The following is a 21,313-nucleotide window of genomic DNA, read 5'->3' as shown; positions in this document are numbered from 1 at the left end:
CCGAATATTACCTGCCTGATCAGTGGTATTTGCGAAAGGGAATCCTGTCGTGTCCTCACCTGCACCGGCCCGACCAAGGCCGGTCCACCAGGCGGCCGATCTGCTGGCGGCGTACCTGCCCGGATCGTTCTACTTCTCGTCCGCTCGAGGATCGCTGCTCGCCGACGGGGTGTACTCCCCGGTCCACGCGGCGCCGGGCAGGCGTGCCCGTGCCGCCGCCGAGGTCCTCGACGCCGCCCTCGTGGCGGGCGTGACCGAGCCCGTGGTGGCGGGAGCGATCGGCTTCCGGCCGGATGCCCCGAGCAGCTTGGTGGTGCCCGCGGTGGTGCGCCGGGCCGGCGCACCGGGGGCGGGCAGGCCGGTGGCTCCGCTCGGTGGCGGGAGCTGGTCGGTGTCTCCCCGGCCCGCGCCTGAGGTCTACACCACCGCCGTGGCGAAGGCGCTGGACGAGATCCGCGACGGTGACCTGCGCAAGATCGTGCTGGCCCGCTGCCTCGACGTCACCGGTGGCGACCCCATCGCCGTGCCGCGGCTGCTGGCCCGTCTCGTCCACGCAGACCCGACGGCCCACGCCTTCGCCGTCGACGTCAGCGCGCCCGGGGATCCCGCTCCGCGCACCCTGATCGGCGCGAGCCCGGAACTGCTGGTCTCCCGCCGCGGGCGGATCGTGACGGCCAACCCGCTGGCCGGATCGCGGCCGCGGGTCGCCGACGAGGCCGAGAACGCCCGGCGGATCGCCGATCTGCTGGCGTCCGAAAAGGATCGTGCCGAACACGCCCACGTCGCGGCGCAGGTGGCCGAGGTGCTGGGCCGGTTCTGCGTCGACCTCGACGTCCCCGCCGAACCCGAGGTGATCGGCACTCCCACGATGTGGCACCTCTCGACCAGGATCAGCGGACGGCTCGCCGACGCGGGCGACGCCGGTTCGTCCGCCCTCGCGCTGGCCGAAGCCCTGCATCCGACGCCCGCCGTCTGCGGCGTCCCGACCGGACTCGCCCGCGACACCATCGCCGCGCTCGAACCCGAGGATCGCGGCTACTACGCGGGGCTCGTCGGCTGGACCGATCAGGACGGTGACGGTGAATGGGTCGTCACCATCCGCTGCGCCGAGGTCCGTGACCGGACCGTGCGGCTGTTCGCCGGAGCGGGTGTGGTGGCGGGCTCGGACCCGGAGGCCGAACTCGCCGAGACCGGCGCGAAGTTCGGCACCCTGCTTCGGGCGCTCGGCCTGGAGGGAGCGGCGTGAACCCCGACCACGTGCCCTGGCCACCCGAGACCGCCGCGCGCTACCGGGCCTCGGGCCACTGGCGCGGCCAGACCTTCGGCAAGCTGCTCACCGGCCTCGCCGAGGCGTACGCCGAACGTCTCGCCGTGATCGGCGAAACCGCCCGCTGGACCTTCGCCGAACTCGACGAACGGGCGCACCGTCTCGCGGCGGGGTTCGCCGGTGCCGGGATCCAGGCGGGCGACCGGGTCGTCGTGCAGCTGCCGAACCTGCCGGAGTTCGCGTCCGTCGTCTTCGGGCTGTGGCGGGCGGGAGCGTTGCCGGTGTTCGCGCTGCCCGCGCACCGGGCCAGCGAACTGCGGCACTTCGCCGAACAGAGCGAAGCCGCGGCGATCCTGACCGTCGGCGAGCACGAACGGTTCGACCACGCCGCCATGGCGCGTACGGTCGCGGCAGAAATCCCTTCGGTGCGGGAGGTCTTCGTCGTCGGCACGGACGAGTTCGCCGCGCTCGAAGCGACCACGCCGCGAGCGCTGCCGGATCCGGATCCCGCCGGGGTCGCGTTCCTGCAGCTGTCCGGCGGCAGCACCGGTTTGCCCAAGCTGATCCCGCGCACGCACGACGACTACCTCTACAGCGTCCGGGAAAGCGCCCGGATCTGCGGCCTGCGCCCGGAAAGCGTGTACCTGGCCGCCTTGCCCGCCGCGCACAACTTCCCGCTCAGCTCACCCGGCCTGCTCGGGGCGCTGCACGCGGGCGCGGCCACGGTGTTCGCGCCGCGTCCGGACGCCGACACCGCCTTCCGGCTGATCGAGGCCGAAGGCGTGACGATCACCGGGCTCGTACCGCCGCTGGCCGCCGCATGGGCGCAAGCGGCCGCGAGGACCACCCGCGATCTGTCCTCTTTGGACGTCCTGCTCGTCGGCGGCGCCAAATGCGCCCGCGAACTGGCCGAGAAGATCGGGCCCGCGCTGGGCTGCCGCCTCCAGCAGGTGTTCGGCATGGCCGAGGGACTGGTCTGCTACACCCGGCTCGACGACCCGGACGAGTACGTCCTCGCCACGCAGGGGCGGCCGATCTCGCCGGACGACGAGATCCGGGTGGTGAACCCGGACGACCCACTGTCCACTTCGGACGATGTCGTCGCGCCGGGGGAGATCGGCGCGCTGCTGACCCGCGGGCCGTACACGATCCGCGGCTACTACCGCGCCACCGAGCACAACAAGACCGCCTTCACCGAGGACGGTTTCTACCGCACCGGTGACCTCGTGCGGCAGCACCCGTCGGGACACCTCGAAGTGGTCGGCCGGGCCAAGGAACAGATCAACCGCGGCGGCGAGAAGGTGGCCGCGGAAGAGGTCGAGAACCACCTGATGGCCCACCCCGGCGTGCTCGACGCCGCCGTCGTCGCGGTGCCCGACCCGTATCTGGGCGAGCGCACCTGCGCCTACGTCGTCCCCGCGGCCGGTGCCGAGCCCGCCGCGGCGGAACTGCGGCGGTTCGTGCGCGAGCGCGGGGTCGCGGCGTTCAAGGTGCCCGATCTGGTCCAGGTCGTGCCGGAGTTCCCGGTGACCGGCGTCGGCAAGACCAGCAAACGTGAGCTCCGGGCGGCCTTGGCCGCCCTGGCGAAGGAGGGATGAAAGTCGTGTCACTACCCGAAATCCGGTCCTACTCGTTGCCGACGGAGGCCGAGTTGCCCGCCGGGCGGGTCGGTTGGAAACCCGACTCCGCCCGCGCCGCGCTGCTGGTGCACGACGCGCAGCGGTACTTCCTCGCGCCGTACGAGGGCTCCCCGGTGCCGGAGATGGTCGCGAACATCGCCGCGCTGACCGAAGCAGCCCGGGCGGCGGGCGTTCCGGTGTTCTACACCGCCCAGCCCGGCCACCAGGCCGCCGAGGACCGCGGCCTGCTCACCGAGTTCTGGGGCGACGGCATCGGCGCGGTCATCGACGAGGACCCCGCCGCCGCCGACGTCGTGGACGAACTCGCCCCGCAGCCAGGGGACATCGTGCTGACGAAGTGGCGCTACAGCGCGTTCCAGCGCAGCACCTTCACCGAACAGCTCGCCGAAGCCGGCCGGGACCAGCTGCTGATCACCGGCGTCTACGCGCACATCGGCTGCCAGGCCACCGCCGTCGAGGCCTTCATGCGTGACATCCAGCCGTTCCTGGTCGGCGACGCGGTCGCGGACTTCTCCCGGGAACGCCACGACCAGGCCTGCGAGTACGTCGCTCAGCGCTGCGGCGCCCTGACCACCACCGCCGCCGCGCTCGCCGCGATGGCCCCGATCCACGCCGGAGTACCCCGATGAGCCTCACCACCGGAAAGATCCACGCGGACGTCGCGGAACTGCTCGGCTGCGACGTGGCCGAGCTGAAGCCCGAAACCGATCTCACCGACCTCGGCCTCGACTCGATGCGGATCATGGGCCTGGTCGAGCAGTGGCGCTCCGAGGGGGCGGAGAACCTGGAGTTCGCCGATCTCGCGGAGCAGCCGAACCTCGGCCACTGGACGAAGCTCCTCACCGGGAACGCCGCGTGAGCCGCGCCGACCACCGCCACCGGCACCTCGAACGCATCGCCGAGGTCCGCGCCGGTCAGCACGCGGAGAAGGTGCCGTACCCGATTCGCGTCCGGCAGGCCGAAGTCGTCCGCACCGAGATGATCGGCTCCGGACTGCTCCGCGTCACCCTCGGCGGGTCCGGCACGGCGGGGTTCGAGGCGCATTCGCCCGACGAGCACGTGAAGCTGCTGTTCCCGGAGCTCGACGCCGAGCCGAAGCTGCCGGTGCAGGACGGCGACATGCTGCGCTGGCCGAAGCCGTCGCCGACGTCGCGCGAGTACACGGTCCGCCGCTACGACCCGGCCACCGGCGAACTCGATCTCGACGTCGCGCTGCACGAAGGCGGACTCGGTTCCGGATGGGCGGAGAAGGTGACCCCCGGAACGCCGGTGCACGTCGCCGGTCCGCCCGGCGGGCTGATCGTGCCGCACACCTACGACCGCTACCTGCTCGCCGGGGACATCACCGCGCTGCCCGCGATCGCGCGCTGGCTCGAAGAGCTGCCCCGCACCGCCGCGGGCTGGGCGTTCATCGAGGTCACCGACGCGAGTGAGGAGATCGAGCTGTCCGCGCCCGAAGACGTCGAGGTGCACTGGCTGCATCGAGGCGACGTCGCCGCGGGTGACTCCGACGTCCTCGCCTGCGCGGTGCGGACGATCGAAGTCCCCGCCGGTGAACGGCTCTACGCCTGGGTCGCCGGGGAGGCCGGGCAGCTCAAGCCCCTGCGCCGCTGGCTCAAGAACGACCTCGGGCTCGGCAAGGACGACCACGACGTGACCGGCTACTGGAAGCGCGGCGTCGCGGACTTCGACGACGAGCACGACCACTGATCCCCACCAAGAAAACCGAGGAAAACCCATGAGCACCACCAGAACCCGCCGTTTCGCCGGAGCGATCGCCCTCGCGTTGACGGTCGCGACCGCGGCCACCGCCTGCGGCTCCGGCGACGACGCCGGGCAGGCCGGAGGCGGCCAGACCCGGGTGTTCGCCGCCGACAACGGCCAGATCACCATCCCGGTCTCGCCGAAGCGGGTCATCGCCACCGGCTACGCCGTGCCCGCCCTGCTCGAAGCGGGCGCGCCGCTGGTCGGGGTGTCCAGCTGGAAGCGCGGTATCCCGCTGTTCAACGAGCAGGAGCGCAAGAAGTACGACGAGCTGGCGAAGGTCGCCGGCGAGGCGGCCTCGGAGACGAACTACGAGGCGATCGCGCAGGCAGATCCGGACCTCATCGTCATCGGTGTGCCGAAGCCGGTGCTCGCCGACATCGACCTCAAGCGCCTCGAGGCGATCGCCCCGGTCGTGGCGATCGGTCCTTCGGTGCCGTCGATGTGGCGTGAGTTGTCCCGCAAGCAGGCCGACGCCGCCGGTGCGGCCGCCGGGTTCGACGCGATCAAGACCGCGTACGACACCAAGGCCAAGGGCCTGGCCGACAAGTACAAGGCCGTGGTGCCGCAGCTGAAGCTCGGCCACGTCGGTGCCTACGGCGAGGTCGCCAAGGGCAACTTCCAGCGCGAGTTCAACGGCTCCTGGGGTACCAACATCGCGCAGGACCTCGGCGCCACCTACTACGGCCAGGTCAAGGTCAAGGGCGGCGGTTCCAAGGACGTCAGCGAGTACCCGTCGATCGAAGAGCTCTCGACGGCGTTCGCCGAGGCCGACGCGATCACCTACTCCGTCGGCCCGGACGGTGCCGTCCCGGCGCCGGTCAAGTACGTCCTCGACTCGCCGCTGTGGAAGGAACTTCCCGCGGTGAAGGCGGGCAAGGTCTACCCGTTCCGTTACACCGAGGCCGCCACCTACCGGGCCGCGACGTCCACTTTGGACGCCATCGACCAGGCGTTCGCGCCGCTGCTCACGAAGTGACCACCACCGGGCGGTCCGCGCTGCTCGGCGCCGCACTGCTCGGGCTCGTCGTGGTCGCCGTGCTGAGCGTCGGCATCGGCGCGCACGCCATCGCCCCCGGCGAGGTCGTGCGCGCCCTGCTGGGCGAAGGGAATCCGAGTGACCGGGCGGTCGTCCTGGACATCCGGATGCCGAGGGCGGTGCTCGCGGTCGGTGTCGGCGCGGCACTCGCCGTCGGCGGGGTGCTCGTGCAGGCCTTGTCCCGCAACGCTTTGGCCGAACCCGGCGTGCTCGGCGTGACCGCGGGCGCCGGATTCGCCATCGCGGTGGGGTCGGCCTTCGGGCTCACCGCGTCGGCTCCCGCCGAAGTCGGCCTGGCGGTGGTGGGCGCGGTCGGCGCCGTGGCGCTGGTCTACGCGGTCGGCAGCCGGTCGCCGCTGCGGCTGGTGCTCGCCGGCACCGCGCTGAGCGCCGTGCTGCTGGGCCTCACACTCGGCCTGAGACTGCTGTTCCCGGACACCTTCGACGTCTACCGGTTCTGGTCGGTGGGTTCCCTCGCCGGCCGCGAACAGGCGCCGACCACGATCCCGCTGATCGTCATCGGCCTTTCGCTGCTGGGCGCGTTCGCGGTGAGCCGTCAGCTGAACGCCATCGCGCTCGGCGAGACGGTCGCGCACACGCTCGGCGCCAACGTCGCGCGTGTCCGGGCGTTCACCCTGCTGCTGATCACGCTGATGGCGGGCGCGGCCACCGCGCTGGCCGGGCCGATCCTGTTCGTCGGGCTGATCGTGCCGCATCTGGCGCGGCGGGTGGCCGGCGCGTCGATCCCGTGGCTGATCGCGTTCGCCGTCCTGCTCGGACCGGTCCTGATGCTGGCCGCGGACGTCGGATCCCGGGTCCTGCTGCCGACCGGTGAGGTGCCGGTCGCCATCGTGACCGCGTTCCTCGGTGGCCCGGTGCTGATCTGGGCCGTCCGCAAGTACGGGGCGGCGCCGCTGTGACCACGACATTCGTCCTGCGGCGCGGGCGGTTCTCCGCCCGGCTGGAACGCCGCACCCTCTGGTTCCTCGTCGCGATGATCGTGGTCATCGCCGGGCTGACGCTGCTCGGGCTCTGTTACGGCGCGGCGTGGGCGAGTCCCGCCCGCGTGTTCGCCGCGCTCACCGGTTCCGGTGGCGGCCCGGGAGTGGTCATCCGCGAATGGCGCCTGCCCCGGGTCCTGGCCGGGCTGGTGTTCGGCGCTGCGCTCGGCCTGGCGGGCGCGATCTTCCAGAACATCACCCGCAATCCGCTCGGCAGCCCGGACGTGATCGGCCTCGACTCCGGCGCCTACACCGGCGCGCTGTTCGCGATCACCGTGCTTTCGGGGACTTCGACGCAGCTGACGATCGGTTCGGTGCTCGGCGGCGTGATCACGGCGGCCGTCGTGTACGCGCTGTCGCTCGGCGGCGGGCTGTCCGGACTGCGGCTGATCGTCATCGGCATCGCGGTGAACGCGATGCTGACCGCGCTCAACTCGTGGATCGTCCTGCGCGCCGAACTGGAGGTCGCGATCGCGGCCGTCGGCTGGCACGCCGGTTCGCTCAACGGGGTCGGCTGGGACGACGTCGCGATCCCGTTCGGCGTGCTCGCGGTGCTGTTCGTCGTGCTGTTCACCAGGGCGCCCGCGCTGCACCAGGCCGCGCTCGGCGGCGCGCTGGCGGTCACCACCGGTGTCCGCTGGGACCGCCTGCGGCTGCTGCTGGTGCTGATCGGGGTCGGCTGCACGGCCACGGTCACCGCCGTCGCCGGGCCGATCGCGTTCATCGCGCTGGCGGCGCCGCAGATCGGGAGGCGGCTGGCCCGCACCCCCGGTATCGGCCTGCTTCCCGCCGCGCTCACCGGCGCCGTGCTGCTGACGGGCGCCGACCTGGCCGCCCAGATGCTGCTGGCGCCCGTCTCATTGCCTGTCGGCGTGGTCAGCACCGTGATCGGCGGCGGCTACCTGATCTGGCTGCTCACCAAGGAGGTGCGGCGCTCATGAGTGCTCGCTTGACCGCCCGGGATCTGACCCTGCGCTACGGCGACCGGGTCGTGTCGACCCGGCTGAACCTCGACGTGCCCGACGCCGCGTTCACCGCGGTCGTCGGACCGAACGCCTGCGGCAAGTCGACGTTGTTGCGCGCGTTCGTCCGGCTGATGCGCCCGGCCGAGGGCGAGGTCCTCCTCGACGGCAAGGACGTCGGTTCCTTCCCCGGCAAGGGGCTGGCACGGGAACTCGGGTTCCTGCCGCAGGATCCGGTCGCGCCGGAGGACGTCCGGGTCCGGCAGCTGATCGCGCGCGGCCGGTTCCCGCACCAGTCGTTGTTCGCGTCGTGGTCCGAAGAGGACGAACGCGCGGTGCTCGACGCGATGACCGCGGCCGGGGTGGCGGGACTGGCCGACCGGCCGGTCCAGGAGCTCTCCGGCGGGCAGCGTCAACGTGTCTGGGTGGCGCTGGTGCTGGCCCAGAAGACGCCGTATCTGCTGCTCGACGAACCGACGTCGTTCCTCGACATCGCGCACCAGTACCAGTTGCTGGGGTTGCTGGCGCGCCTGCGGGACGAAGGGCGCACGGTGATCGCCGTCCTGCACGACATCAACCAGGCCTGCCGCTACGCCGACCACCTCGTCGCACTGCGAGACGGCCGGATCGTCGCCGAAGGCGCGCCCGCCGAGATCGTCGACGCCGAGCTCATCAAGGAGGTCTTCGATCTCCCTTGTGTCGTCGTGCCCGATCCGGTGACCGGAACCCCGATGGTGGTGCCGTCATGCTGAGCCTCACCGGAGCCCAGCTGGGCATCTGGACCGCGCAGCGCTTGGAACCCGACTCGCCCTACTACGTCGTCGGCGACGTGGTGGAGGTCCGCGGGGAGCGTCCGGTCGACGTCGCCGCACTGGCCGAGGCGATCCGGGCGACCGTCGAGGAGGCCGACAGCCTGCGGCTGCGGGTCTTCGAGACGCCGGACGGCCCGCGCCAGCAGGTGTCGGCCGATCCCGTGCCGACGCCGGAGGTGCTGGACCTGCGCGACGCGGCCGATCCGGTGGCCGCGGCGCACGAGCGGGTGGAGGCCGAACGCCGCCGCGTCGCCGAGGCGTGCCGCGACATGGTCGGCAGGCCGCTGTTCGGTCATCTCGTGCTGCGGCTCTCGGACTCGGAGGTGTGGTTCACCCAGCTCGGGCACCACCTCGTGTTCGACGGGTACACCGCCGCGATGCTCGCGCGGCGCACCGCGGCCCGCTACACCGCCGCCGTGGCGGGGAAGGACGTGCCGCCCTCTGCGTTCGCTCCGTTCGCCGACCTGGTCGAGGCGGATCGCGCCTACCGGGAGAGCGAACGGTTCGAGCGGGACCGGGAGTACTGGCGAGAGCGGTTCACGCCGTTGCCGGATGTCGACGACGGCAGCGCATCCTCGGGGCCTCCCGAGAGCACGGTGACCGCCCGGTCGGTCCTGCCCGCGTCGGATCTGGCGCGGCTGCGCGAGCTGGGCAAACGCGCCGGGACGACCTGGGGCGACGCGCTGATCGCCTGCTACGCGGCCTTCCTGCACCGCGTCCTCGGCCGGACCGACGTCGTGTTCGCGCTGCCGTTGATGTGCCGTGAGGGAACGGCGCTGCGGACTCCGGCGATGGCGGTCAACGTGCTGCCGCTGCGGGTCACGGTGCGTCCGGACGACTCGGCCGCGGACCTGACCGCGCGGGTCGCGGTCGCGCTGAAGGAGATGCGCGCGCACCAGCGTTACCGCGGCGAGGATCTGCCGCAGGATCTGGCGGTGCCGGGCGCCGGCGCGCTGCTGCACGGCCGGGGCATCAATCTCAAGGCGTTCGACCTGAAGCTCGACTTCGCGGGCTCGCACGGCACCATGCGCAACGTCGCGGGCGGACCGCCCGAGGACATGGGCCTGTCCGTGCTCCCGACCTCGGACGGCGGGCTGCTGCTCGGCTTCGAAGTCGACGCGCGCACCCACGACCAGGCCGCCGTCGACGCGAAGCTGACCGCGCTGCGCTGCCTGATCACCGCGCTGACCGACCCGGACGGCCCGGCCGTCGGGGGAGCCGACCTGGTCCCGCAGGGGGAGCGGGACACACTCCTGGACGCGTGGTCCACCCCCGCTCCCGCCGCTGAACTCCTTGGCGTACCGGAACTTCTCGCCGAACTCGATCCCGGGCAGACCGCTTTGGTGTCCGGTGACGAGCGGCTGACCGCCGGCGAACTCGTCGCGAAGGTCCACCGGCTCGCGCGGGCGCTGCGGGCACGCGGCGTCGGGGCCGACGACGTCGTCGCACTGGCCTTGCCGCGCTCGGCGGATCTCGTCGTCGCCCTGCTGGCAGTACTCGACGCCGGTGCCGCCTTCCTGCCGCTGGATCTCGCCCATCCGGTCGAGCGGTTGCGAGAGCTGGCCGCCGAAGCCGGTGCTGTCCTCACGGTGACCCACGATGCGGAGATCGTGCCGGGACCGCACCTTCTGCTCGGCGAAACCGATCTGTCCACACTGGCCGGATCGCCGCTGTCGATTCCGCGTCACCCCGAACATCTCGCGTACGTCATCTTCACGTCCGGCTCGACAGGCCGTCCCAAGGGCGTGCTCGGCCGGGTCGGCGGGCTGGCGACGCTGCTGCGCCATCACCGCGCGACCACGGTCGCCGAAACCGAACGCGCCGCCGCGGGCAGGCGGCTCCGGGTCGCGCACACCTACTCGTTCGCCTTCGACTCCGCGCTCGACCAGCTGATGTGGCTGCTGTTCGGCCACGAACTGCACGTCTACGGCACCGACGTCGCCCGGGACGCCGACGAACTGCTGGCCGCGTTCGCCCGCGACCGGATCGACGTCGTCGACACCACACCGTCGATGGCCGCGCCCCTGATCGAGGCCGGACTGCTCGGCGGACCGACCCCGCCCGCGCTGCTCGTCCTCGGCGGCGAGGCGACCCCGCCCGCGCTGTGGCGCCGCGTCGCGGAGTCGGGTGTCCGTGCCCGCAACATGTACGGCCCGACCGAGGCCACTGTGGACGGTGCCGGATCCTGGCTGGACGACGGGGAACCGACGATCGGGACCGCGGTGCCGGGCACGGCCGTCCGGGTGCTCGACGCCGCGCTGCGCCCGGCGCCCGCGGGAACGCCGGGCGAGCTGTACCTCGCCGGACCGCATCTGGCGCGCGGCTATCTCGGGCGTCCCGCCGCGACAGCCGAACGGTTCGTCGCCGATCCCTACGGCGCGCCCGGCGACCGGATGTACCGCACCGGCGACCTCGCCCGCTGGGTGCCGGGCCGCGGGCTGGAGTACCTGGGCCGCCGTGACGGCCAGGTGAAGGTGCGCGGCCACCGCGTCGAACTGGGCGAGGTCGAGGCGGCGCTGGCCACCGTCCCCGGGGTGCGCGCGGCCGCCGCGGCGGTGCGGGGACCGCGGCTCGTCGGCTACGTCGTCGGCGAGGTCGTCCCGGACGACGTCCGCGCGGAACTCGCCACGCGCGTGCCGGAGCATCTCGTTCCCGCCGCTGTGGTCGTCCTCGACACGCTTCCGTTGACCTCCAACGGGAAGATCGACCGGGTGGCGCTGCCCGCCCCGCGCGCGGCGGCGGGCCGGACCGCGGCCACCGACCGCGAGCGGCTGCTGTGCGCGACCATCGCCGAGGTCATCGGCGTCGACGAGGTTGCCGTCGACGACGACTTCTTCGCACTCGGCGGCGACAGCATCACCGCGATCAGCGTCAGCAGCAGGCTGCGCGCGCACGGCCTCGACCTGCGTCCGCGCGATCTGCTGGCCCGGCGCAGTTTCGAGGCGCTGGCGGCGGCGAGCGCGGAGATCGGCGGCCCGGCGGAAGCGCCGGACGAGCCCGTCGGCGAGGTGCCCGCCCTGCCGATCGTCCGCGCGCTGCTCGACCCGCATCCTGACGTCAGGGTGGTCGACGGGTACACGCAATGGACCGCGATCCGGCTCGACGAGGACCTGCCGCCGTACCTGCTGATCGAGGGCGTGCAAACGTTGCTGGACCACCACGACGCCCTCCGGCTGCATCTAGAGGACGAAATGCGGGTCCGCGAACGCGGTTCCGTGCACGCCGCCGACATCGTCGTCGAAACGACGGGTGATCCGAAGGACGTCGCCCAGGATCTCGCGGACTCGCTCGATCTCCGGACCGGAGTGCTCAGGGTCGCGCTGCTCCCGGACCATCTCGTCATCGTGATCCACCACCTGGCGATCGACGGCGTTTCGTGGCGGATCCTCCTGCCGGACCTGCGCGCCGCCTGCGCGGGCCAGAAGCTCGAACCGGCCGGGACGTCGTGGCGGCGGCACGCGCTCCGCCTCGCCGAACAGGGGACTTCCGGTGCCCGGCGCGGCGAACTCGGCCACTGGCGCGACGCGCTCGACGGGCCGCGCCTCGGTCACCGTCCGCTCGACCGGACCGCCGACACGGTCGCCACCGCGCGGCGCTCGGTCACTCTCGCCTCGCCGGAGCAGACCGACGCGGTGCTCACCGGGCTGCCCGCGGCCTACCGGGCCGGGCCGGACGACGTCCTGCTCGCCGCGCTCGTGCTCGCCCTCCGGTCGTGGCGGGCCGCTCCGGTCACGGCCGAAACCGTGTCCCTCGAAGGACACGGCCGGGACCAGGACGGCTTGGACCTGTCGCGCACCGTCGGCTGGTTCACCGCCGAGCATCCGCTGCGCGTCCCCGCCACAGCGGTGGCCACGACGTCGGATTTCGAGAGCGCGCTCGCGGGCGGTGACGCGGCGGGAAAGCTGCTGCGGGCAGCCAAAGAGGCCAAACGCGCCGTGCCGGACAGCGGTGTCGGCTTCGGCGTCCTGCGCCACCTCGACCCGCTCACCCGGGACGAACTCGCCGCCGTCCCGCCGCCGGACGTCGTCCTGAACTACCTCGGCCGGTTCGCGGCCCTGCCCGGCACCGGCTGGAAACTGCCGGAGGAAGACCCGTTCGCGGTCACCGAACCGGACGCCAAGTCGCTGGAACAAGTGCTGGCGCTGAATTGCTTCGTCCGTGAGGACGGACGTCCGCGACTGGCCGTCGAGTGGACCGCCGCGAGTGCGATCCTGCCGCCGGACAGTGTCGAGGCGCTTCAGGAAGCATGGTCGAGAGCGCTGGAAGCGATGGCCGCGCACGCCGCCCGGATCGGTCCGGACGGCGGCGGTCTCACGCCGTCGGATCTGCCGCTGGTCGGTCTCGGCCAGGCCGACATCGACGCGCTCGAACGCCGGGGCCGCGTCGAGGACGTCCTGCCCGCGACCCCGCTGCAGACCGGGCTTTCGTTCCACACGCTGGCGCGCGGCGCCGACGACACCGACGTCTACGTGGTGAAGGCCGTCACCCTGCTCAGCGGGGCGCTCGACGCCGGCCTGATGCGCGAGGCCGCGGCGGAAGTGCTGCGGCGGCATCCCGCGCTGCGCGTCCACCTGCACACCACCGAGGCGGGCGAGGTCGTCCAGGTGGTGCCGGAAGCGGTTTCGCTGGACTGGCGGCACGCGAACGCGACGCCCGAGGAGGTCGCGGCCGAATGCCGGGTCGAACTGGCCCGCCCGTTCGACCCGGCGACCCCGCCGCTGATCCGGTTCCTGCTGCTGACGCTCGGCCCGGCCGAGCACCGTCTGGTGCTCACCAACCATCACGCGCTGCTCGACGGCTGGTCGATGCCGCTGGTCGGCCGGACGCTCTTGGCCACCTACGCCGAACTCGGCGGCGGCCCGGCGGCCCCGGTCGCCCCGCCGCTTTCGGAGTACCACCGGGTGCTCGGCGAACGCGACCCGGACGCGGCACTGGAGGCATGGCGCGAGGCACTGGCCGGACTCGACGAGGGCACCCGGCTCGCGCCCGCGAGCCTGGAGTCCACTGTGGAGCGTCCGGAGCGGGTCACCGTGGAACTGGGCGGGGAGTTCAGCGAACGGCTGCGCGCCTTCGCCCGCGAACGCGGGATCACGCCGACGACGGTGTTCCAGACCGCGTGGGGAGTGCTGCTCGCCAGGTTGACCGGCCGCCGCGACGTCGTCTTCGGCTGCCCGGTGTCCGGCCGCCCGGCCGACGTCCCCGGCGTCGAGCGGATGATCGGGCAACTCGGCAGCACGATCCCGGTGCGGGTGCGCTTCGACCCGGCCGACACCGCGGTCACCGTGCTGGAGCGCGTGCACACCGAAAGCGTCCGGCTCACCGATCACCATCACGCCGGGTTGCCGGACATCCAGCGCGCGGCCGGCGTCGGCGACCTGTTCGACACGATGCTTGTGATGGAGAACTTCCCGCTCTCCAGCCGCGCTCGCACCACTTTGGCGCCGGGGCTGGACCTCGTCGGGGTCGACATCACCGACGCCACGCACTACCCGCTCACGGTGATCGTGCTGCCCGGCGACGAGTTCACCGTCGGGCTCGGCTACCAGCCGCAGGCCTTCACGCGCGACGAGGCCGAGTCCTACGGCCGCTGGCTGCGAGCCGTCCTGCACGAGATCGTCACCGATCCCGCGCGGCCGGTCGCCCGGCTGCGGGCACTCGGCGCCGACGAGGAACGCGCGATGCTGCGCCTCGGGGAAGGGCCGGAACCGAAACGGGAGCGCGGCGGCGCCTTGGCCGAGTTCGGCCGCTGGGTGCGGGAAACCCCGGACGCCGAGGCCGTGGTCTGCCGCGACCGGAGCCTGACCTACGCCGAACTGGACCGCCGGGCCAACCGGCTCGCGCACAGCCTGATCGACGCCGGGGTGAAACCGCAGGACCCGGTCGCGGTCCTGCTGCGCCGCGACGTCGACCTGGTGGTCGCGCTGTTCGGCGTGTTCAAGGCCGGGGCGGTCCACGTGCCGATGGATCCGGACTACCCGGCCGACCGGCTCGCCTACATGCTCGGCGACATCCGGCCCGCCGCCGCCGTGTCCACTGCGGACGTCAACGGGCTCCCGGTGATCGATCCGGGCGAACTGTCCCTTGTGGACACCGATCCGTCCGTGCCGGTCACCGACGATTCGCTCGCGTACGTCATCTACACCTCCGGCACCACCGGCAAGCCCAAGGGTGTCGCGGTGCCGCACCGCGGGATCCCGAGCCTGATCGCGCTGCAGGAGGACATCGTCGGGATCGGGACCGCCGAGCGGTACCTGCACTTCGCTTCGACCAGTTTCGACGTCGCCTTCTGGCAGTTCATGCTTCCGCTGCTGTCCGGCGGCACCTCGGTCATCGCCCCGGAGGAGGTGCGCGTCTCCGGCGACGACCTGCTCGCCTACGCCGCCGAACACCGCGTCACCGGGCTCAACCTGCTGCCCTCGTTCCTCTCCGCGATGCCCGACGACGCGACCGTCGACCCGGACGTGTTCTTCGTCGTCGGTGCCGAGCGGCTCGACCCGGAACTGGCCCGGCGCTGGGGGGACCGGCGGGCGCTGTTCAACGCCTACGGCCCGACCGAGGTCACCATCAACTCGGTCACCTGGCACTACGACCCGGCCGATCCCGGTCCGCTGCCGATCGGCCGCCCGGACCCCGAAGTCCGCGCGTACGTCCTCGACGGAGGGCTGCTCCCGGTCGGGACGAACGTCACCGGCGAGCTCTACCTGGCCGGGCCGAAGCTCGCCCAGGGCTATGTCGGCAGGGCGGCGCTGACCGCCGAACGGTTCGTGGCCGACCCGTTCGGGCCGCCCGAAAACACCGCGGCGCGTAGCGCCTCCGTGGGGGGTGGTGGTCGGGTGACGGGTGGGAGGATGTACCGCACCGGTGACCTGGTCCGCTGGCGGCCGGACGGGCAGCTCGTCTTCCTCGGCCGCGCCGACCACCAGGTCAAACTGCGCGGGTTCCGGATCGAACTCGGCGAGATCGAGACCGCGCTGACCGCGCACGACGACGTGCGCGCCTCCGCGGTGATCGTCCGCGAAGACCGGCTGGTCGCCTACGTCGTCCCGGTGGACGGCGCCGAACCCGACCCGGCCGCGCTGCGCGAACACCTCGCCGCGGACCTGCCCGCGTACATGGTGCCCACCGCGTTCGTGCCGCTGGACCGGTTGCCGCTCGGCCCGAGCGGCAAACTCGACCGGGCGGCGTTGCCGGCACCGGAAGCCCGGTCCGCGGAGGGTCGGGAGCCCGCCACACCGGCGGAAGCCGTGCTGCTGCGGGTGGTCCGCGACCTGCTCGGTCCCGGTGTCGGCCTGGACGACGGCTTCCTGGACGCGGGCGGGGACAGCATCGCGTCGCTGCGCGTGGTCTCCCGCGCCCGCCGTGAAGGACTGCACCTGACCGCGCGCGACGTCCTCGAAGGCGGCACGGTCGCCGGGATCGCGGCGCGCTGCGGCGAACCCGAGCGGGCCGAGGAAGCGCCCGCGGTCGGCGACGCACCGCTGACGCCGGTCATGCGCGATCTGCTGCTGCGCGCGGAAAAGGCGGCGGACGGGTTCTGCCAGTGGGTCGAGATCTGCGTGCCCTCGGCAGACGATGTGTCGCGGTGGCGCTCGGTGCTCGACGCCGTCCTCGCCCGCCACGACGTCCTGCGCGCGCACCTCGCCGAGGACGCGCTGCGCATCCCGGACGTCGGGGCCGTGACCGCCGACTCGGTGCTCACCACCTTCCGGGTGTCCGGCGATCCGCGCGCCGTGCTGAACGCGGAGGTCGAGCAGATCGTGTCCCGGATGGACCCGCGCACGGGGCCGCTGCTCCGGGCGGTGCTGGTGGACGCGGGCGAGGAGCGGCCGGGACGGTTGCTCCTGGTGGCACACCATCTGGTCGCCGACGCGGTGACCTGGCGCGTGCTGCTCGACGACGTCGAACAGGCCTTCCACGGCAACACCCTGCACCGGCGCGGGCAGTCTTTCCTGGGCTGGGCGCGCTCGCTGCGTGCCGCCGCACCGCACCGGCGGGACGAACTGCCCTACTGGCAAGGGATCGCCGCCGCGCCGGTGACCAGGCTTGGCCGCGCCGGGCTCGACCCGGCGCGCGACACCGTGGCCACCGCACGGCATCACCGGATCGACATCGGCGCGGACACCACCCACGCCGTGCTCACCGCGCTGCCCGCGGCCTACCGCACGGGCTCGGACACCGTCCTGCTGACCGCGCTCGCCCGCGCGGTCGCCGCGTGGCGGGGGACCGGGGCCGATCTGCTCGTCGCCGTCGAGAGCCACGGCCGGCCGGGACACACCCCGGATTTCGCGGGCACCGTCGACCTGGCGCAGACCGCGGGGTGGTTCACCGCCGTGCATCCGGCCAGGATCTCCCCGCCCGCCAGATCGCTGCCTGCCGCGCTGCGGGCGGTGCGCGACCACTTGCGGGCGGCGGGCGACGGCCTCGGCCATGGGATCCTCGGTGTCGAAGGGCCGCGGCCCGAGGTCGCCTGGAACTATCTCGGCCGGTTCCCCGCGGCCCCGGTCGCGGAAACGCCGTGGCAGCGCCCGCCGGACGCCGATCCGCTCGGTTCGGGCGGCGGCGCGGACCTGCCGCTGCCGTACGCGCTGACGGTGAACGCGATGGTCCCCGACGGCGGTACGCTCGGCGTCCGCTTCACCTGGCCGTCCGCGCTGTTCACCGCCGACGAGATCACCGTGCTGGGCGAGCACTTCCGCCGCGAGCTGGACGAACTCGCCGCCGACGTGCCGGGACCCGGCGAGGTCATGCCGCTGACGCCGTTGCAGGAGGTGATCCTGCGCGAGTCGCGGGCGGCGGGTGACGCGGATCCGTACCCGGTGCAAGCCGCGTTCACGCTGTCCGGTGACCTCGACGTCGAGGCACTGCGGGCGGCGGCGACCGCACTGGTGCGGCGGCAGCCGAACCTGGGCGCCGTGTTCCCGCCGTCGCACGAGGTCCAGGTGATCCCGGCGGCTCCGGAGGCGGGGTTCCGTGTCCGTGACATTGCCGAAGTGTCCGAAGTGGACCCAGCGCTGGACGAGGAGCTCGCGGAACCGTTCGATCTGGCGAACGGACCGCTGTGGCGGGTCACGGTGCTGCGGCAAGGGCCTGGTCTTCAGACCTTGGTGCTGACCAGTCACCACCTGCTGTCGGACGGCTGGTCCGCGCCGCGCATCCTCGGCGAGTTGTTCGCGCTCTACGCGGGCAAGCCGTTGCCGGAGCCGGTTCCGCCGTCCCGGTACACCCGCCTGCTCACCGCGGCCGACCACTCGGCCGACGTCCGGGCCTGGCGGGCGGAACTCGACGGTCTTCCCGAAGGCGACCACCTGCCGCGTACCGATGGCCAGGCCGAGCCCGCACTGTTCACTGTGGACGGTCCGCTGGTCGCGGAACTGACCCGGCTGGGTGCGGCACGCGGGCTCACGGTCAACACGCTGCTGCAGGGTGCGTGGGCGGCCGTGCTCGCGGCGCGCGCCGGGCGCCCGGACGTCAGCTTCGGGGTGATGACCTCGAACCGGACGTCCGAAGTGGACGGTGTCGAGGAGATCATCGGCCTGCTGGCGAACAGCGTGCCGGTCCGGGCCAGGTTCACCGGAACGGTCGCCGAAGCGCTGGCCGATCTGCAGGCACGGCAGCAGGCGATGGCCGGGCATCACCGGATCGGCCTGCCGGAACTCGCGTCGCTCGCCGGACGCGAGCGGCTGTTCGACAGCTTGCTCGTCTTCGAGAACTACCCGGTGGATCCGGCGAAGCTGCGCGAACCGGCGCCCGGCCTGACCGTCACCGGCACCCGGTTCCGTGAACGGACCCACCATCCGGTGAGCGTCACCGTCGTTCCCGGCCAGGACGGCTGGGACGGCGTCCTGTACGCGCAGGACGCCCGGCCGCTGGCCGACGAACTGGTCCGGTTCCTCCGGGAGCTGCCGTCGTGGCTGGACGGCGACGCCGCCGGATTCGCGGGGAAGCGATGACCGCGCGCCCGGTCGACGCCGCGCTGTGGCGGACGGCCGCCGTGCTGGTGCTCGGCACCTTCATGGCGACCCTGGACAGCACGATCGTCTCGGTCGGCGTCGACACGCTCGCCGAGGAGTTCGGTGCGCCGGTCACCGGCGTCCAGTGGGTGACGACGGCGTATCTGCTGGCCGTGGTTACCGCGGTGCCTGCGTCGGGCTGGCTCGCCGACCGGTTCGGCGGCCGTCGCGTCTGGCTCACCGCGGTCGTCGTGTTCCTGCTGGCGTCTCTGTTGTGCGCGCTGGCACCGACCCTGCCCGCGCTCATCGCCTTCCGTGTCCTGCAAGGGCTCGCGGGCGGTCTGTTGCCGCCGACCGGGCAGGCGCTGCTGGCACGGGCCGCCGGACCGGACCGGATCGGCCGCGTGATCAGCGTCGTCGGCCTGGTGCCGCTGTTGTCACCGGTGCTCGGCCCGCTGGCGAGCGGCACGATCCTCTCTGTCGCGGACTGGCCGTGGCTGTTCTACGTCAATCTCCCGGTCGGTGTGGTCGCCGTGCTGCTGGCACGGCGCTGGGTCCCGGCGGGCGAACCGGGCGGCCGGGGTGACCGGTTCGATTTCCGGGGCGCGCTGCTGCTTTCGCCGGGTCTCGCGGTGCTGGTGTTCGGGCTCACCTGGTTCGAGCGGGGGAGCCCGGTGCTCGCCGGGCTCGCCGTCGCGGCGGGCGTGGTGATGCTCGCGGCGTTCGTCCGGCACGGACTGCGGGCCGAAGCGCCGCTGCTCGACCCGCGGCTGTTCGCCAAACCGCCGTTCGGGGTCGCCTCGCTGGCGCTGGTCCTGCTCGGCGCGTCGGTGTTCGGCACGATGTTCCTGCTCCCGCTCTACCTCCAGCGTGGCGCCGGACTGTCCACTTGGGACACCGGCCTGCTGCTGGTGCCCCAGGGCATCGGCGCGGCGGCCGGGTCGGTTCTGGTGAACCGGCTCGTCGACCGGATCTCGCCGCGCACCCTGGTGCTGAGCGGGATCGCGCTGGTCGCGGCGGGCACCGCTCCCTTCACCCAGCTCGGCCCGGGCTTCCCGGACTGGGTGATCGTGGTTTCCCTGCTGCTGCGCGGTTTCGGCGCGGCGCTGATCGGCGCGCCGGTGATGACGATCGTCTACCGCCGGGTCGAACCCGCCCGGCTGCCCCGTGCGGCCGGGGCGCTGAACCTGCTCAACACGCTCGGCGGATCGATCGGCACCGCGGTGCTGGCCGTGGTGCTGCAGGCCCGCCTGGCCGCGCGCGGCCAGGACGTCGCCGGAGCCTTCGCCGACGCCTTCTGGTGTGTTCTCGGCCTCGCCGTCGTGGCGGTCGCCGGTGCGACGCGGCTGCCCCGGGCCGGGGTGGCCGCCCCCGACAAGAAGAGAGGTCACGCGGATGCTTGACCAGGACACCCTGCCCAGCCCGGCCGAGGTGGCCATGAGCGGAGTCGTGCCGGACGACGTGGCGCGGCACCGCGAAACCGTCGCGGACGTCCTCGCCCGGCGCGACTCCCGGCTGCTCGTCGTCGTGGGCCCGTGTTCGGTGCACGACGCCGGCGGTGCTCTCGAGTACGCGCACCGGCTCGCCGAGGCGGCCCGGCGCTTCGACGACGACCTCGTCGTGGTCCTGCGCGCCTACCTGGAGAAACCGCGGACGATCGCGGGCTGGACCGGCCTGGTGCCCGACCCCACCCTGGACGGCAAGGGCGATCTCGCGTCCGGGGTGCGGATCGGACGGCGGTTCCTGGTCGACGCCGCCGCGACCGGGCTGCCCCTGGCGTACGAGTTCGTCGATCCGTTCCTGGCGCCCTATTTCGCGGACACCATCAGCTGGGGCGCGATCGGCGCGCGGACCGTGGCCAGCCAGCCGCACCGGCATCTGGCGTCGTGGCTGCCGATGCCGGTGGGCATGAAGAACTGCGTCTCCGGGCGGCTGGACACGGCCGTCGCCGCCGTGCGGGCGGCCGGGCTGTCGCACGTGTTCCCCGGCTCCGCGGCCGACGGGCACCCGCGGATCCTGCGCAGCACCGGGAACCCGGACGCCCACATCGTCCTGCGCGGCGGCCCCAAACCGAACCACCACGCCCACGCCGTCGCGGACGCCCTCGACGCGCTGACCGCCGCCGGCCTGCCGCACCGTCTCGTCGTCGACGCCTCGCACGGCAACAGCGGCAAGGACCACAACCGCCAGCCCGTGGTCGTCGCGGATCTGGCGGACCAGATCTCGGCGGGCAACGACGCGCTGGCGGGCGTGATGATCGAGTCGTATCTCTCCGACGGCAGACAGGACGTCGGTTCCGTGCCGCCCCGGCCCGACCTGAGCATCACGGACGCCTGCCTCGGCTGGGAACGGACGGTGCCGCTGCTGGAGTCGCTCGCCTGCGCGAACGCGGTGCGGCGGCTCAGCAACCCGAGGCGGCGGTCTCTCGAGTCGCCGCGGGTTTAGAGAGCTTCCAGCGTCGCCTTCATCGCCGGCACCAGCTCGTCGCCCATCTTCTCGAATTCCCGCTTCAGCAAGGGGTCCGCGAGTTTCGCCAGCCCGTGGAACTTGATGGTGGCGTGGTAGCTGACGGTCGTCGTGCCGCCTTCTTCGGTCACCGTCAGATCGTCGGTGGACGTGGCGGTCTTGTTCGAGCCGACGAACACGATCCGTCCCGGTTCGAGCCGGTCGAGACGGTAGGTCAGCTCGGTCTTCTTGCCGCGGAACTCGGACACGTTGTGCCACTGCGCCCCGACGGCGATCGGGCCGGTGCCGGACCGGGTGCAGGACACGGTGCCGGGGTCCCAGGCCTCGGCGTGCGCGAAGTCCCTCAGATAGTCGACGACGGTCTGGACAGGGGTTCGGACGGTGATCGTCCGGTGCACGTGGACCATCCGGC

Annotated in this window: 13 protein-coding genes; 12 read left to right on the top strand and 1 reads right to left on the bottom strand. The window is 72.7% G+C overall.

From position 1 onward, the window contains the following. The first annotated feature begins 49 nt into the window (after positions 1–49). The 12 genes from BKN51_RS15070 to BKN51_RS15015 are packed head-to-tail and all read left to right on the top strand — an operon-like array spanning position 50 to position 20,880. On the top strand, positions 50–1,246 hold the full coding sequence (locus tag BKN51_RS15070; RefSeq protein ID WP_101608260.1) for an isochorismate synthase: 1,197 nt from the start codon (positions 50–52) through the stop codon (positions 1,244–1,246). After that, positions 1,243–2,865: a (2,3-dihydroxybenzoyl)adenylate synthase gene (locus tag BKN51_RS15065; RefSeq protein WP_101608259.1), complete on the top strand. Its 1,623-nt coding sequence runs from the start codon at positions 1,243–1,245 to the stop codon at positions 2,863–2,865. Before BKN51_RS15070 ends, BKN51_RS15065 begins: the two co-directional genes overlap by 4 nt. Continuing rightward, a complete protein-coding gene (locus tag BKN51_RS15060; protein WP_101608258.1) occupies positions 2,862–3,536 on the top strand; it encodes an isochorismatase family protein in 675 nt (224 codons plus the stop codon). The genes BKN51_RS15065 and BKN51_RS15060 overlap by 4 nt, the downstream gene beginning before the upstream one ends. After that, positions 3,533–3,766, top strand: a complete 234-nt coding sequence (locus BKN51_RS15055; protein WP_101608257.1) for a phosphopantetheine-binding protein — start codon at positions 3,533–3,535, stop codon at positions 3,764–3,766. Before BKN51_RS15060 ends, BKN51_RS15055 begins: the two co-directional genes overlap by 4 nt. Continuing rightward, on the top strand, positions 3,763–4,617 hold the full coding sequence (locus tag BKN51_RS15050; protein WP_101608256.1) for a siderophore-interacting protein: 855 nt from the start codon (positions 3,763–3,765) through the stop codon (positions 4,615–4,617). The genes BKN51_RS15055 and BKN51_RS15050 overlap by 4 nt, the downstream gene beginning before the upstream one ends. 28 nt (positions 4,618–4,645) lie before the next feature. Beyond that, positions 4,646–5,650 (top strand): ABC transporter substrate-binding protein, encoded by a 1,005-nt coding sequence (locus tag BKN51_RS15045; RefSeq protein WP_101608255.1) that lies wholly within the window; start codon positions 4,646–4,648, stop codon positions 5,648–5,650. After that, positions 5,647–6,630 (top strand): FecCD family ABC transporter permease, encoded by a 984-nt coding sequence (locus tag BKN51_RS15040; protein ID WP_101608254.1) that lies wholly within the window; start codon positions 5,647–5,649, stop codon positions 6,628–6,630. Before BKN51_RS15045 ends, BKN51_RS15040 begins: the two co-directional genes overlap by 4 nt. Beyond that, entirely contained in the window at positions 6,627–7,652 is a 1,026-nt protein-coding gene (locus BKN51_RS15035; protein WP_199192989.1) for a FecCD family ABC transporter permease, read from the top strand. The genes BKN51_RS15040 and BKN51_RS15035 overlap by 4 nt, the downstream gene beginning before the upstream one ends. Further along, complete coding sequence (locus BKN51_RS15030) at positions 7,649–8,425, top strand: ABC transporter ATP-binding protein (RefSeq protein ID WP_101608253.1); 777 nt, start codon at positions 7,649–7,651, stop codon at positions 8,423–8,425. Before BKN51_RS15035 ends, BKN51_RS15030 begins: the two co-directional genes overlap by 4 nt. Continuing rightward, on the top strand, positions 8,419–18,435 hold the full coding sequence (locus BKN51_RS15025; RefSeq protein WP_101608252.1) for a non-ribosomal peptide synthetase: 10,017 nt from the start codon (positions 8,419–8,421) through the stop codon (positions 18,433–18,435). Before BKN51_RS15030 ends, BKN51_RS15025 begins: the two co-directional genes overlap by 7 nt. Further along, positions 18,432–19,838 (top strand): DHA2 family efflux MFS transporter permease subunit, encoded by a 1,407-nt coding sequence (locus BKN51_RS15020; protein ID WP_101608251.1) that lies wholly within the window; start codon positions 18,432–18,434, stop codon positions 19,836–19,838. The genes BKN51_RS15025 and BKN51_RS15020 overlap by 4 nt, the downstream gene beginning before the upstream one ends. Then, on the top strand, positions 19,831–20,880 hold the full coding sequence (locus tag BKN51_RS15015; RefSeq protein WP_101608250.1) for a 3-deoxy-7-phosphoheptulonate synthase: 1,050 nt from the start codon (positions 19,831–19,833) through the stop codon (positions 20,878–20,880). Before BKN51_RS15020 ends, BKN51_RS15015 begins: the two co-directional genes overlap by 8 nt. On the opposite strand, the gene BKN51_RS15010 is transcribed toward BKN51_RS15015, so the two are convergent. Further along, complete coding sequence (locus tag BKN51_RS15010; RefSeq protein ID WP_101608249.1) at positions 20,877–21,308, bottom strand: SRPBCC family protein; 432 nt, start codon at positions 21,306–21,308, stop codon at positions 20,877–20,879. The genes BKN51_RS15015 and BKN51_RS15010 overlap by 4 nt on opposite strands. Between the last annotated feature and the right edge of the window lie 5 nt (positions 21,309–21,313).

It is taken from the genome of Amycolatopsis sp. BJA-103 (assembly GCF_002849735.1).
Classification (GTDB): Bacteria; Actinomycetota; Actinomycetes; order Mycobacteriales; family Pseudonocardiaceae; genus Amycolatopsis.
This window is presented reverse-complemented; position numbering and strand designations above follow the sequence as displayed.